Origin of the sequence: Campylobacter showae CC57C (genome assembly GCF_000344295.2) — a bacterium.
Lineage (GTDB): Bacteria > Campylobacterota > Campylobacteria > Campylobacterales > Campylobacteraceae > Campylobacter_A > Campylobacter_A showae_B.
The window spans coordinates 1-12,914 of record NZ_AOTD01000115.1; the positions used below are offsets into that span (position 1 = coordinate 1).

12 protein-coding genes are annotated in these 12,914 nt (G+C 47.3%); 7 read left to right on the forward strand and 5 right to left on the reverse strand.

The window, feature by feature from the left end; translation table 11 throughout:
• The 7 genes from der to H740_RS04375 all read left to right on the forward strand — a co-directional run.
• On the forward strand, nucleotides 1-1,386 hold a 1,386-nt coding region (gene der, locus H740_RS04350), incomplete at its 5' end, for a ribosome biogenesis GTPase Der (protein ID WP_002951744.1).
• A complete protein-coding gene (locus H740_RS04355) occupies nucleotides 1,379-1,906 on the forward strand; it encodes a shikimate kinase (protein WP_002951745.1) in 528 nt (175 codons plus the stop codon). The genes der and H740_RS04355, both read left to right, overlap by 8 nt.
• Before the next feature lie 345 nt (nucleotides 1,907-2,251).
• Nucleotides 2,252-3,280 (forward strand): tryptophan--tRNA ligase, encoded by a 1,029-nt coding sequence (gene trpS, locus H740_RS04360; protein ID WP_331456429.1) that lies wholly within the window; start codon nucleotides 2,252-2,254, stop codon nucleotides 3,278-3,280.
• A gap of 16 nt (nucleotides 3,281-3,296) precedes the next feature.
• A complete protein-coding gene (locus tag H740_RS04365) occupies nucleotides 3,297-3,737 on the forward strand; it encodes a hypothetical protein (protein ID WP_002951747.1) in 441 nt (146 codons plus the stop codon).
• Between the two features lie 9 nt (nucleotides 3,738-3,746).
• Nucleotides 3,747-4,991, forward strand: coding sequence for a serine--tRNA ligase (gene serS, locus H740_RS04370; RefSeq protein WP_002951755.1), 1,245 nt, complete (start codon nucleotides 3,747-3,749; stop codon nucleotides 4,989-4,991).
• Nucleotides 4,991-5,233 carry a hypothetical protein gene (locus H740_RS12140; protein WP_002951756.1) on the forward strand — a complete coding sequence of 81 codons (243 nt, stop codon included), beginning with the start codon at nucleotides 4,991-4,993 and terminating at the stop codon, nucleotides 5,231-5,233. Before serS ends, H740_RS12140 begins: the two co-directional genes overlap by 1 nt.
• 2 nt (nucleotides 5,234-5,235) lie before the next feature.
• Nucleotides 5,236-7,380 carry a tetratricopeptide repeat protein gene (locus tag H740_RS04375; RefSeq protein ID WP_002951757.1) on the forward strand — a complete coding sequence of 715 codons (2,145 nt, stop codon included), beginning with the start codon at nucleotides 5,236-5,238 and terminating at the stop codon, nucleotides 7,378-7,380.
• Between the two features lie 208 nt (nucleotides 7,381-7,588).
• Here H740_RS04375 and H740_RS04380 read toward each other — a convergent pair whose 3' ends face one another.
• The 5 genes from H740_RS04380 to ftsH form a co-directional block, all read right to left on the reverse strand.
• Nucleotides 7,589-8,287: a vWA domain-containing protein gene (locus H740_RS04380; protein WP_002951758.1), complete on the reverse strand. Its 699-nt coding sequence runs from the start codon at nucleotides 8,285-8,287 to the stop codon at nucleotides 7,589-7,591.
• Nucleotides 8,288-8,494: 207 nt separating this feature from the next.
• Nucleotides 8,495-10,012 carry a 2-isopropylmalate synthase gene (locus H740_RS04385; protein ID WP_002951759.1) on the reverse strand — a complete coding sequence of 506 codons (1,518 nt, stop codon included), beginning with the start codon at nucleotides 10,010-10,012 and terminating at the stop codon, nucleotides 8,495-8,497.
• Between the two features lie 123 nt (nucleotides 10,013-10,135).
• On the reverse strand, nucleotides 10,136-10,915 hold the full coding sequence (gene pssA, locus H740_RS04390; RefSeq protein ID WP_002951760.1) for a CDP-diacylglycerol--serine O-phosphatidyltransferase: 780 nt from the start codon (nucleotides 10,913-10,915) through the stop codon (nucleotides 10,136-10,138).
• Entirely contained in the window at nucleotides 10,896-11,540 is a 645-nt protein-coding gene (locus H740_RS04395; protein ID WP_002951761.1) for a phosphatidylserine decarboxylase, read from the reverse strand. The genes pssA and H740_RS04395 overlap by 20 nt, the downstream gene beginning before the upstream one ends.
• Before the next feature lie 4 nt (nucleotides 11,541-11,544).
• Nucleotides 11,545-12,914, reverse strand: a 1,370-nt coding sequence (ftsH, locus tag H740_RS04400) for an ATP-dependent zinc metalloprotease FtsH (RefSeq protein ID WP_002951763.1), incomplete at its 5' end; no start/stop codon positions are given.

Consider the following 12,914-nt stretch of genomic DNA (forward strand, 5'->3'; position numbering starts at 1 on the left):
GTCGGCAAGCCAAACGTCGGCAAAAGCTCGCTTTTTAACCGCTTAGCCGGCAGACGTATAGCCATCACCAGCGACGTTAGCGGTACGACGCGAGATACGAACAAAACGATTATAGAAATTTACGACAGAAGCTGCGTTTTGATCGACAGCGGCGGCCTTGACGACAGTAGCGAGCTCTTTAAAAACGTCAAGGCAAAAACGCTGGCCGAAGCTAGAAGCTCGGACGCGATCATCTTTATGGTCGACGGCAAAATGATGCCTAGCGACGAGGACAAAGCCCTATACTACGCGCTTTTAAAGCTAAATTTGCCGACCGCGCTCGTAATCAACAAAGTAGATAGCAAAAAAGACGAGCTGCGAAGCTACGAGTTTGCAAATTTCGGCGCAAAAACGAGCTTTGCCATCTCGGTTAGCCATAACGCTGGCATCGACGAGCTAGCGGACTGGATCTATAAGCAACTAAAAGACGAGATCCGCCCCGACGCAGGCGAAGATCTGGACGAGTTTTTAGAAAATTTCGGCGACGACGGCGAAGTGGTCAAGGAAATATCGGCTCGCGAGGACTACGAGCGAAAAAATATCCAAGTAGGCATCATCGGACGCGTAAACGTCGGCAAAAGCTCGCTGCTAAACGCGCCCGTAAAAGAGTCCCGCGCGGTCGTGAGCGACATAGCCGGCACGACGATAGACCCGGTAAACGAGACTTTCGTCTATGAGGATAGGGTTTTTGAGTTCGTCGATACAGCGGGCATCAGAAAACGCGGCAAGATAGAAGGCATCGAAAGATACGCGCTAAACCGCACCGAGTCTGCGCTCGAGCTCGCCGATATCGCGCTTTTGGTACTTGATAGCTCCGAACCGCTAACCGAGCTTGACGAGCGCATCGCGGGCCTTGCGGCTAAATTTGAGCTCGGCGTCATCATCGTGCTAAACAAATGGGACAAAAGCGAGGAAGATTTTGATAAATTTAGCCGCGAGATCAGGGATAAATTTAAATTTCTCGCCTACGCGCCAATCATCAGCGTATCGGCTCTGGGCGGCAAAAGAGTACATAAAATTTACCCACTGATTTTAGAAGTTTACAAAAACTACACGCAAAAAATCCAAACCGCAAGGCTAAACGAAGCTATCGAAGAGGCGGTAAAAGCGCACCCGATACCGCGCGAAAAGGGCAAGAGCGTGAAAATTTACTACGCGGTGCAGTTTGGTTTCGCGCCGCCAAAAATCGCGCTCGTGATGAACCGCCCACGCGCCCTGCACTTTAGCTACAAACGCTACCTAACGAACAAGCTACGCGAAAAATTTGATCTATCTGGTACTCCGATCGTGCTGATACCTAAAAATCGTAGCGGCTCGGACGAGGAAAACGAGGGAAAAAGTGAGTAAAAATTTAGTTTTCATCGGCTTTATGGGCGTTGGCAAAGGTACAGTAGCTAGACATATCGCAAAAAAAACAAGCAAGCTGTTTTTAGACACCGACGAGCTGATCGAAAGCGAGCAAAATTTAAAAGTTAAAGAAATTTTCGAGAAAAAAGGCGAGGAGTATTTTAGAAAATGCGAAGCAAAACTCGCTAAAAAGCTAGCCAAAAACGTCAAATCCTCGGTGATAGCGGCTGGCGGCGGCTTTGCAAAGGTTAAAGGCCTAAAAAAAATCGGCAAAATCATCTATCTAAAATCAAGCTTTGGGGCGATTTTAAAGCGTATAGACGAGAGCGGCGAAGCGCAGATGCACTACGCCAAGCGCCCGCTTTTACGCGACCTAAACGCGGCAAAAAAGCTTTTTGACGAGAGAAAGAAGATGTATAAAAACGTCGCCGATCTCATAATCGACGTCGAAGGCAAAGAGCTGGAGCAAGTCGCGAAAGAGATCGAGGCACAACTAAAATCAATAAAAAGGACTAAGTAAAATTTAGGTTGAAATTTGAGCGTAAATTTTAAAATTTGCGGCTTTAAATTTCTTTTTTAAATTTGAGCGTTTTAAATTTAATGCAAAAGCGTTTGGCCGTATCGTCGTGAAAATTCGGAGCGGTTTGTATCGCTGAAATTTGAGCGGTAAACGTCAAATTTTAAGCGAGTTAAAAATTCGAGTCTAAATTTAACGAATTGCAAAATTTATAACAAAAAAGACAGATAATAAAATTTTTAAATTTGCAGATTGTAAAATTTAATAAGCGGAAGTATTTTGAGATGGATTTTGAATGTTGTGCAGTAAAAATTTAGCGTAGGCTGGACATATAGTCCGCCGAGCTAAATTTTTGCAAACTCATTCAAAGACACTCAAAAGACAACGCGCAGCAATAAGAAAGAGAGAAAAATGAGAGTACTAACGGGTTTGCAACCAAGCGGCAAACTACACCTAGGCAACTACTTCGCCTCGATCAAACAAATGATTGAGGCGCAGGGGCAAAGCGAGATGTTTATGTTTATCGCCAACTACCACGCGATGACCTCGGTCGCCGACGCTGGGAAGCTAAAACAAAACACTTATGAGGCGGCAAGCGCGTTTTTGTCGCTAGGCATCGACCCGCAAAAGAGCGTATTTTGGGTGCAAAGCGACGTCAAAGAGGTTTTAGAGCTCTACTGGATACTGAGCCAATACACCCCGATGGGCCTGCTAGAGCGCGCTCACAGCTACAAGGACAAGGTCGCAAAGGGCCTAACCTCGCATCACGGGCTTTTTAGTTATCCCGTTTTGATGGCGGCAGATATCCTGCTATACGGCGCGCAGGTCGTACCAGTGGGCAAGGATCAGATCCAGCACGTCGAGATCGCACGCGACATCGCGATCAAATTTAACAACGAGCACGGCGATATCTTCGTCCTGCCGGAGTACAAAGTCGATGAAAACGTAGCTACGGTGCCCGGCACAGACGGCGCGAAAATGAGCAAAAGCTACGGAAACACGATAGATATTTTCGCCGGCGCCAAAGAGCTAAAAAAGCAAATTTCAAGCATCGTGACGACCTCCGAGCCGCTTGAAGCGCCTAAGCAGTGGCAAAACTGCAACGTCTATAATATCGCTAAATTATTCCTGGACGAGGACGGACAAAAGGCTCTGCAAGCCAGATACGAACGCGGCGGCGAAGGACACGGACACTTTAAGGCGTATCTAAACGAGCTGGTTTGGGACTATTTTGCGGACGCGAGAGGCAAATTTGATTATTATCTAAATCACGCGGGCGAAGTGGATGAAATTTTAAACGAAGGCGCGAAAAAAGCGCGAGCTGTCGCAGCGCCGATAATGGAAAAAATACGCGCCGCAACAGGCATATACAAATAAATTTTAAAGGAAAAAAATGCAAGCAATCTACCCTTACGCGCAGCTTATTCACCTAATCTGTGCTATCATTTTCGTCGGATTTTTATTTTTCGACGTGATTATTTTTTCAAGAGCCAAAGCCAAACTGCCCGCGGAAATAGCGCAAAAAGCGCAGCAAGCCATCTCAAGTGTCGCGATAAAAATCATGCCGCTTTGCGTGTTGCTTTTAGTACTAACGGGCGGCATGATGATGAGTAGCTGGGTCGGCTCAAAAGCCGGCGGATATTTTGAGTCGAATTTACAAATCGTCTTTATGATAAAGGTTATTTTGGCGCTACTGATATTTGCGGCCGTAGCGACCAATCTCACGTGTAAATTTATACTAAAACGCCCTAGTCCTCTAGGCAATATCCACCCGTTTGCGTTTACGGCGGCTGCGATTATCGTGATATTTGCTAAAGTCATGTTTATGGTGTAAAGGATAAAAATGATAAATCTAAAATTACTCGACACGCGCTACGACGAGTTCGTAAAAAAATTACAAGGCAAAAACGTAAAGCCCGAGGTTTTAAACGAGCTTTTGACGACGTTTAACGAGCTAAAAGCAAAGCGTCAAGCGCTAGAAAATTTCCAAGCGATCCAAAACGCTAAGAGCAAGGAGCTAGGCATAAAGGCCAGAAACGGCGAGAACACCGATGAGCTAAAAAACGAGCTAAATTTAAACAAAGCAGCGATGGGAGATGCCGCCGAGATCGTGCGCGCATACGAGGAAAAGCTCGAAAACATAGCAAGCTGCGTGCCTAACATCACAGACGACGACGTGCCGTTTGGCAAGGACGAGGACGATAACGTCTGCGTAAAAACCGTGCTTGAGCCGACCAAATTTGACTTCGCGCCGAAAGAACACTGGGAGCTTGGCGAGAGCTTAGGCTGGCTTGATTTCGAGCGCGGCGTTAAGCTTTCAGGCTCGCGCTTTTGCGTGCTAAAAGGCATGGGAGCGCGCCTATCAAGAGCGCTAGTTAACTACATGATCGACTTTAACAACGCGCGCGGCTTCGAACTGGTTAACGTGCCGTTTTTGGTAAATGCAAACACGCTTTACGGCACCGGGCAGTTGCCTAAATTTGAAGAAGATCTTTATAAGGCTCAGGGCGAGGATTTGTATCTAATCCCTACTAGCGAGGTGCCGGTAACAAACCTATATAATGACGAAATTTTACCCGTCGAGAGCCTACCGATAAAGATGACTTGCTACTCGGCATGCTTCCGTAAAGAAGCGGGCTCAGCAGGACGCGACACGCGCGGTATGATACGCCAGCACCAGTTTGAAAAAGTAGAACTAGTAGCCATCACGACTCCAGAGCAAAGCGCGCAGATGCTTGACGAGATGGTAGCGTGCGCTAGCGACTTGCTAACAAGCCTTGGATTGCCGCACCGCCATATGTTGCTTTGCAGCGGGGATCTTGGCTTTAGTGCGGCAAAGACGATAGACCTCGAGGTCTGGCTACCAGGGCAAAACAAATACCGCGAGATAAGCTCGGTATCAAATACCCGCGACTTTCAAGCTCGCAGAGCCAAAATCCGCTACAAAGACGGCAAGAAAAACGCTCTGGTAAATACCCTAAACGGCTCGAGCCTAGCCGTAGGCAGGACGCTCATAGCGATAATGGAAAACTGCCAAAAAGCAGACGGCAGCATCGAGATCCCGGAAGTTCTTAAAAGGTACATGTAGTGGCGCAAAACGACGATGAAAACGTAGTAATCCTCGAAGAGGCCGAAACCCAGCTAAGCGACAAAGAGCCCCGACCGGAAGAACAAGAAGGCGGCGAAAGCGACGAGCTGGTTTCGCTCGACGAGCTAGAACCAGTAGTCCCCGAACAAATCGCAGACGCGCAAGAGGAGGCCAAAAAAAGCAAGAAAAAGCTTTTTATCATCGGAGGATCGGCGGGGGCGCCGTCATCATCCTGGCCGTAGTTTTGTTTTTCGTTTTTAGGGGCGAGAAAAAGCCGCCGATAGACGAAAAACAGATCGTAAAAGACATCGAGGAGCACTACGAGTCGCAAAAATTCGGTAGCTCAAAAATCGACGACATGATCGCTAAGGCAAATTTGCTCTACGAAAAGGGCAATAAATTTGAGGCGCTGAAAATCTACGAAAACATCGCAGTTTATAACCAAAGCCTCTCAAACTATAATCTCGGCGTTTCACAGATGAGGCAGGGCAAATTTGAAGACGCGCTAAAAAGCTTTAAAAAAGCTATCGACAATAACGAAAACGTCGCCGTTAGCGCCATAAACGCCGCAGTTAGCTCACTTGAGCTAAAAAACGAGCAAAATTTTAACTACTATATAAATCTCGCAAGCTCGTTTTTATATAAAGAAGCAGACTCTCCGCTATACAACTACTACTACGCGCTCATAAACTACTATAAAGGCCAATACGTCGAGGCTCTAGCGGCCCTCTCGCACGCCGAAAACGGCTACTATAAAGATCGCTACGACTACCTAGCGGCTAAAATTTTAAGCTTTATCGGCGACGACGCCGAAGCGATAAAAAAGCTAGAAGCTCAAAAAGAATTTGACGCAGATCTAGCTCTGGGCATGCTCTACGCAAGACTCGGGCAATATGAAAAGGCCAGAAATAGGCTAAATTTAGCACTCAACAAGGGCGGCGACTCAAATAAAATAAACTCGATGATAGCCATCATAAACCTAAAAGACGGCAATTTTGAAGCTGCGACCAATGAAATAAAAGCTGTTTTTCACGAAGATCCGCTATTTTTAAATACGAATTTCCCGATCAAAACGATACTAAAACCGGAGCTTTTTGACGTAAATTTAGCTCAGGCGCACTTTAGAAACGACCTATTTTTTGACAAAACCAAACGCTACGAGACGCTATTTTACTTCGCGCCTTATAAGGTTTTTGACCCGAATCAAACGATAAACTACATAAGAAAAGGCGGCGTGAGCCTGTTTTTGGACGATGCAAGCGCAGCGGGCAACTACCTAAACGCTAGCGGCGCGCTCTCAAAGGTAAATTTAGAGCTCTCATCAGCCATCGCAAACGCCCTAAACTACAAGCTAAAGCAGGCCAACGCGCAGTTTACCTCGCTCATCTCGCTATATCCCGAGCACTCGGTTTTACACTACGACCTAGCGCTTAGCTACGCGCAGCTGGGCAACTTTAGCATGGCGGCAAAGCACTTTATCATGAGCTATCACCTAGACCCTACAAATCATCTAGCTGGCGTGCTAGGCGCTATCGCAAACGATATAAACGCCGTGGATAACACCAAACTACTACAAGAAATTTCAGAAAATCTCGACCACGACGCGAGCTCAAAAGACGCGCCAGTAAGCCAAGCTCTAATGGCCCTCATCGCAAATAATAGCGGCGCTCTCATGCGCTGGCTAGAAGAAGACAAGGAAGAGAGCGCGCTAAATTTAGCCTTTGACGCGATAATCGCAAAGATGACCGACAAGGGCGGGGAGTTTGCTAAAAAAACGCAAATTTTAAAAGCTAAGCTACCTGAAGATATCGTGGCGAATATCCTTGATTTTATCGCAAACTACAAGGATGAAGGCATCAAAAAATACGTCGAGCAGATACAAATTTACTTCCACGACAAGCGGCTAAACGACGCTGCGTTTTACCACGGCGCAAACATCATCAAAGAGCAATACATCAAGCTTTTGCAAATCTCGGGCCTACTAAACTATGAACGCGAGAAGATAAAAGCACTGCTAAAACAAGGCGCCAATAACGCTGATTTGCTCCAAACACTTGCCTACATCGACATTTTCACGAACGATTTTGAGGAGAGCTATCAGATCTACAACCGCATAATCGACGAATTTAAGATAAACGATGCTGGCACGCTGTTTCTAGCCGCCGTGGCCGCCATAGGCTCAAACCACCCGCAAAACGCCACCGCGCTTTTGGAGCTATCAAAGCTCACCGATCCAAACGCGATGGAAAGCCGCGTGGCGCTAGGACACCTATATCAAGAGATCGATAATATCGAGGCCGCGACGATACAATACGGACTGATAAAAGATCCAAACTTTAAAAGTAAATTCGTGGATTTTATGATTGATTACGAGAAGCTGAAAAAGTAGTTTTATGCGGGCGATAAACTCGTCGCAAAGTCGCCCGCATAATTCTTATAGATTAATAGTGCCGAAGCGAAGCCGTGTTTGTCAAATTTGACGAGAAGCAAAAACAACTCGCCTCGTCAAATTTAAAGCCCTGCTTCTATAACTAGCGGACTAAAAACAACCGTAAATTTACAAAAGTACGGCGCTAAGCCGCGTCTCAAGTCAAATTTTACTTATCCTCAAGCACCTTTTCGCGCCACTTCGAGCTTGATTTTTTGTCCATCGCCATATCTTTGGACATCTCGGCAGCGGCCTCAAAGTTTTTCTGCACGCCCTCGCTGCTGTTTTTGTATTTCACTGCGTTCGTGCCCTTTATGCCTAGGCTCTGTGCCTCGCTAACGGCGTCGATATTCGCTCCCAAAAATATAAACTCCCAGTCGTATTTTTCTTGCTTATCGCTTATCATTTTTTTGATCTGAGCCTTTGAGTACTCCTTGCTCGAGTTTTCCTGTCCGTCTGTGATGATCACGAAAAGTACGGCTCTGTTTTTGGCGTAGATGTCCTCGACTTTTGAGATTTTATTTATCGTATCGCCGACCGCATCTAGTAGCGCGGTATTGCCGCCCGCGACATAGTCCTTGTTTGTTAGCTTCTCGACCTTTTTGATATCGGCTCTATCGTGCAGCGTCTTAAAATTCGTATCAAAGAGCACCGTAGTTACCTTTGCGTCCACGCCCGCTTCTTTTTGCTTGTCGATCATCGAGTTAAAGCCGCCGATCGTATCGCTCTCAAGCCCGCTCATGGAGCCCGATTTATCTAGGATCAGCACCATCTCAAGCTGCTTTGGCGTAGATTTTTGCGGCGCTTCCTCGCTTTTAGCAAACGCAAACGCCCCGATAATCATCAACAAAAACGCGATTTTTTTCATATTTTCTCCTTTGAAAAATTTGGCTTGATTATATCAAATTTTAAAGACGCGGCGGTAAATGTGGGGAGGTTTAAATTTGAGTTTTATATTTTTGTTTGCCTTAAATCCGACTAAATTTATAGCCGAATTTAAAGGCTAAATTTATAAATTTAAGGCCCGAATCCGAGCCTTAAATTTACTAAGCGGCGCAGTCAAACCGCTCAAATTTTACTTTGTCGCAGTGATTTTTACGTAGCTGTTTAGCGCGCCTACATACGCTTTGGCGCTCGCCGTCATCGTGTCGATATCAAGTCCGTGTCCGATGACGGTTTTGCCGTCAAATTCGACCTTCACTACTACGTTTGCCAGCGCGTCTTTGCCTTGCGAAACGGCGTTTACCTTATAGTCTTTTAGTACGCCGTTTATGCCGCTTAGACGGTCGATGACCTTAAATATCGCGTCCGCCGTACCGTTGCCAAGCGCTGCGTCGCTCTTGATCTCGTCTGCGTGGCGAAGCGTGATAGCTGCGCTACTTAAGCCTTTGTTGCAGCTACTTTGCGTTAGCGTCAAAAACTCGAAAACTTCGGGGATCTTGATGATCTCGCTAGTCACCAGCGCGCGCAAATCGTCGTCAAATATCTCTTTTTTCTTATCCGCTAGCGCCTTAAATTTCTCAAACGCCTCGTTTAGCGCGCTATCTTCTAGCTCAAAACCAAGGCTGATTAGTTTATCTTTAAAGGCGTGGCGACCCGAGTGTTTGCCAAGCACCAGCGAGTTTTTATCTAGCCCAATACTCTCGGCGCTGATGATCTCGTAGGTCTCTTTGTGCTTTAACACGCCGTCTTGATGGATGCCGCTTTCGTGAGCGAAGGCGTTTTTGCCGACGATGGCTTTGTTTGGCTGAGGCTCGATACCGATGATACCCGCTAGCAGGCGCGAGCTAGGATAAATTTCTTTATGAACTATGTCCGTGTAAAGCGGCGCGAATACGTCGCTGCGCGTCTTTATCGCCATTACGATCTCTTCAAGCGCGGCATTTCCCGCGCGCTCGCCGATGCCGTTTAGCGTACACTCGACCTGCCTGGCGCCCGCTTTTATCGCGGCTAGCGAGTTTGCCGTAGCTAGGCCTAGGTCGTTGTGATTATGCACGGAGACGACTGCGCGACCGTTTATAAATTTAACCATTTCTCCTATGCGAGCGGTAATCTCCTCGGGATATAGATACCCCACGGTGTCTGGGATGTTGATCGTCTTTGCTCCGGCGTTTATAGCGGCGTCGCAAATTTCTTTTAAAAAGCTCATCTCGCTCCTGCATGCGTCCTCGCAGCTAAACTCCACGTCGTCGCAAAATGTTTTGGCGTATTCTACGGCTTTTATGGCACGCCTGATTACTTCATCGGGAGCCATTTTTAGCTTAAACTCCATATGGATCGGGCTTGTAGCGATAAAGGTGTGGATGCGTCTGTTTTTAGCAGGCGCGATAGCCTCTCCGGCGGCCTTTATATCGCCGTCCACGGCGCGGGCGAGCGAACAGATAGAGGCGTTTGAGGCTTGCTTGGCGATCTGATGTATCGCGTCAAAATCACCCTTGCTGGCCGCGGCAAAGCCGACCTCCATGACGTCTACGTTTAGGCGCTCCAGCTGGCGCGCGATGCGTATTTTTTCTTCGGTATTCATCGAGGCGCCGGGGCTTTGCTCACCGTCTCGTAAAGTCGTATCAAATATTATTATTTTATCATTGTTCATTTTTTATCCTTTTTGGAGTTTTTGTTTGTGTGGTTAAATTTTGATTATTAGGGTGTGAAAGAGTCGCTGCTTAGCGCAGCAGCAGAAGTAGAGAGAAAAATGCGTTAAATTTGACGTTACCGTTCATTCGCTCTCCTTTTGGATTTTTTTATTTTTACATCTCATAAAAATATAGCGGATTATACCGTAAGAAACATAAACGCTCATTAAAGCCGTAACAGCCTCGATCGGATAGATATAGATGACCGAAAACGCGACCGTAAGACCGACTAATATGCGAAGAAAATCGGCTTTTTTGAGATCGATTTTTTTAAAGCTGGGATAGCGGATGTTGCTCACCATCAAAACCGAAAGCAAAATTTGCAAAAACAGCAAAAACCACTCGGCGCTCCTAGTGAAATCGTATTCTAAGCTTAGCCCGACCCAAAATGCCGAAACGATGGCCGCCGTTGGTATCGGAAGGCCGATGAAGACGGATGGCTCGTAGGTGCCCGTCATTACGTTAAATCTCGCTAAACGAATCGCGCCGAAAACAACGTAAAGAGCGGCGACAAGCGAACCAAGCCGCCCGAAACTGTGCCCTACCGTAAAATAAAAAAGTATCGCCGGCGCGACGCCGAAAGCTATCACGTCGGCAAGACTGTCAAACTCCACGCCGAATTTGGACGTGGTTTTGGTTAGTCTCGCTACGCGTCCGTCAAGCCCGTCCAAAAATAGCGATAAAACGATGTAAATAATAGCCTTAAAAAAACAGCTATTTGCCTCCTGGACCAGTCCTGCGCTGGCCGCGATGTAGCCGCGCACGGAGACGATGATGCTGATGATACCTAAAAAAGCCGAAGCCGCCGTGAATAAATTGGGCAAAATATACATTAACTGAAGTTTATGCTGATTGTCTTGCATCTTTTTCCTCGTAGCTAAAAAATCCTATGATCCCCGCGCCTGCGACTTTTTCGCCCACGCTGACGCTTATTCTAGCGTTTGCGGGCAGTATCAAAATCACCTCGCCGCTACTTAAAAAACCAAATCTCCTGCCTGCCTTTAGGCGGCTGAAATTTTCAAAAGAGATCCTTTTGCTAAGAGGTCCGGCGATGATGCGGATCGCAAATTTGTTGTCTAAATTTTTACAGATAAACAAGGCTCTCTCATTTAAATTTTTAGAAGCTTCCATGGCATTACACAAAAACAGCCCGTGCCTTTGCTTGGCCTCCAAAAGCTCCATATCGCAAGGAGCCCTGAGCGCACCCACGTCAAATACGCCCTTGCGGATGGTTACGGCTACGCACTGCGTGTCAAAATAATAAATTTTCTCTATGCTTTTTATCTTACCGTCGATAGGACTAAGTACGGCATATTCGTCGTCGCTGCCAAGCGCTCGCTCCGGATTTCTAAACCAAAAGACGCAGATCGAAAAGAGCGCGAAAAATAAAATTTGGCACACGCCCAAAGCTAACGAAAGCAAAAATAAAACCCCGAAAGCAAAGATGTATTTATAGCCCTGTTTTGCGACCATGCCGATATTTTGCATTATTTTACGCTTGTTCCTCTTTATTTTCTTCTAAATTTACCAGCCTGCTAGGCATACCGCGTTCTTTTTCGTAGTTTGCGATGATCTCCCTGACCTTCGCACCCTCGATAGTCTCCTCCTCGTAAAGCGCCTCGACCATCTTTTCTATCGCATCGCCGTAGTTTCTCAGCGTCTCAAGTACGTGTTTATAGCGCTCGTCAAGCGTGGTTTTGATAAATTCGTCCACTTTTTCCGCCGTCTTGTCGCTATAGTCCCTATCGGCCTGACCGCCTGCGAGGAAAGTACTGCGGCGCTTTTCAAGCACCATAAGTCCCGCGATATCGCTCATACCGTATATCGAGATCATCGAGCGAAGTATATCGGTAGCGCGCTCGAGATCGTTGCCCGCACCGGTTGAAATCTCTTTTATAAACACCTCTTCCGCCGCGCGTCCGGCCAAAAGCACATCCACTTCGGCCATCAGCTCGTGGCGCTGCATCATAAATTTATTTTCTTCGGGCGTATGAAGCGTGTAACCAAGCGCCGCAAGTCCGCGCGGTATGATTGATACTTTAGTGACTCTGTTTGCGCCTTTGGTAGTCTCTGCTATGAGCGCATGTCCGCTCTCGTGATACGCCACGATGCGCTTTTCTTTCGGATTTATGCGGCGAGACTTTTTCTCAAGACCCGCGATCGCACGCTCGACGGCTTCTAGCAAATCGGCCTGCTCAACCTTGCCTTTTTCTTTTCTGCCCGCTAGTAGCGCGGCTTCGTTTATAATGTTGGCAAGATCCGCACCCGCAAGGCCGGCCGTCATACGCGCGATATCCTCGATACTGACGCTGTGATCGAGCTTGATATCTTTCATATGCACGCGTAAAATTTCGATCCTGCCTTTAAAATCAGGTTTATCGACGAGCACCTGCCTGTCAAATCTGCCCGGCCTTAAAAGCGCGGCGTCAAGCACCTCGGGACGGTTCGTCGCGGCAAGTACGATAACGGGCGACGCGTCCGAGCTAAAGCCGTCCATCTCGGCCAAAAGCTGATTTAGCGTTTGCTCGCGCTCGTCGTTTCCGCCGATCATTCCGCTAGCTGCGCGGCTTTTGCCGATAGCGTCGATCTCGTCTATGAAAACGATCGCCGGAGCCTCTTTTTTCGCATTTTCAAAAAGATCCCTCACGCGACTGGCGCCCACGCCGACGAACATCTCGATAAAGCTCGATCCCGAAACCGAGAAAAACGGCACGTCCGCTTCGCCCGCGACGGCCTTTGCGAGCAAGGTTTTACCGGTGCCCGGAGGCCCAACCAAAAGCACGCCTTTTGGGATTTTGGCGCCTAAATTTATATATCTATCCGGATGCTTTAGAAAATCCACGATCTCTTTAACTTCCTCTT

Excerpts from the sequence above, each read along its gene's own strand:
- H740_RS04385 (WP_002951759.1), bottom strand. The coding sequence starts at position 10,012 with ATGAACAATGATAAAATAATAATATTTGATACGACTTTACGAGACGGT.
- H740_RS04395 (WP_002951761.1), bottom strand. The coding sequence starts at position 11,540 with ATGCAAAATATCGGCATGGTCGCAAAACAGGGCTATAAATACATCTTT.
- H740_RS04380 (WP_002951758.1), bottom strand. The coding sequence starts at position 8,287 with ATGAAAAAAATCGCGTTTTTGTTGATGATTATCGGGGCGTTTGCGTTT.
- serS (WP_002951755.1), top strand. The coding sequence starts at position 3,747 with ATGATAAATCTAAAATTACTCGACACGCGCTACGACGAGTTCGTAAAA.
- pssA (WP_002951760.1), bottom strand. The coding sequence starts at position 10,915 with ATGCAAGACAATCAGCATAAACTTCAGTTAATGTATATTTTGCCCAAT.
- H740_RS04365 (WP_002951747.1), top strand. The coding sequence starts at position 3,297 with ATGCAAGCAATCTACCCTTACGCGCAGCTTATTCACCTAATCTGTGCT.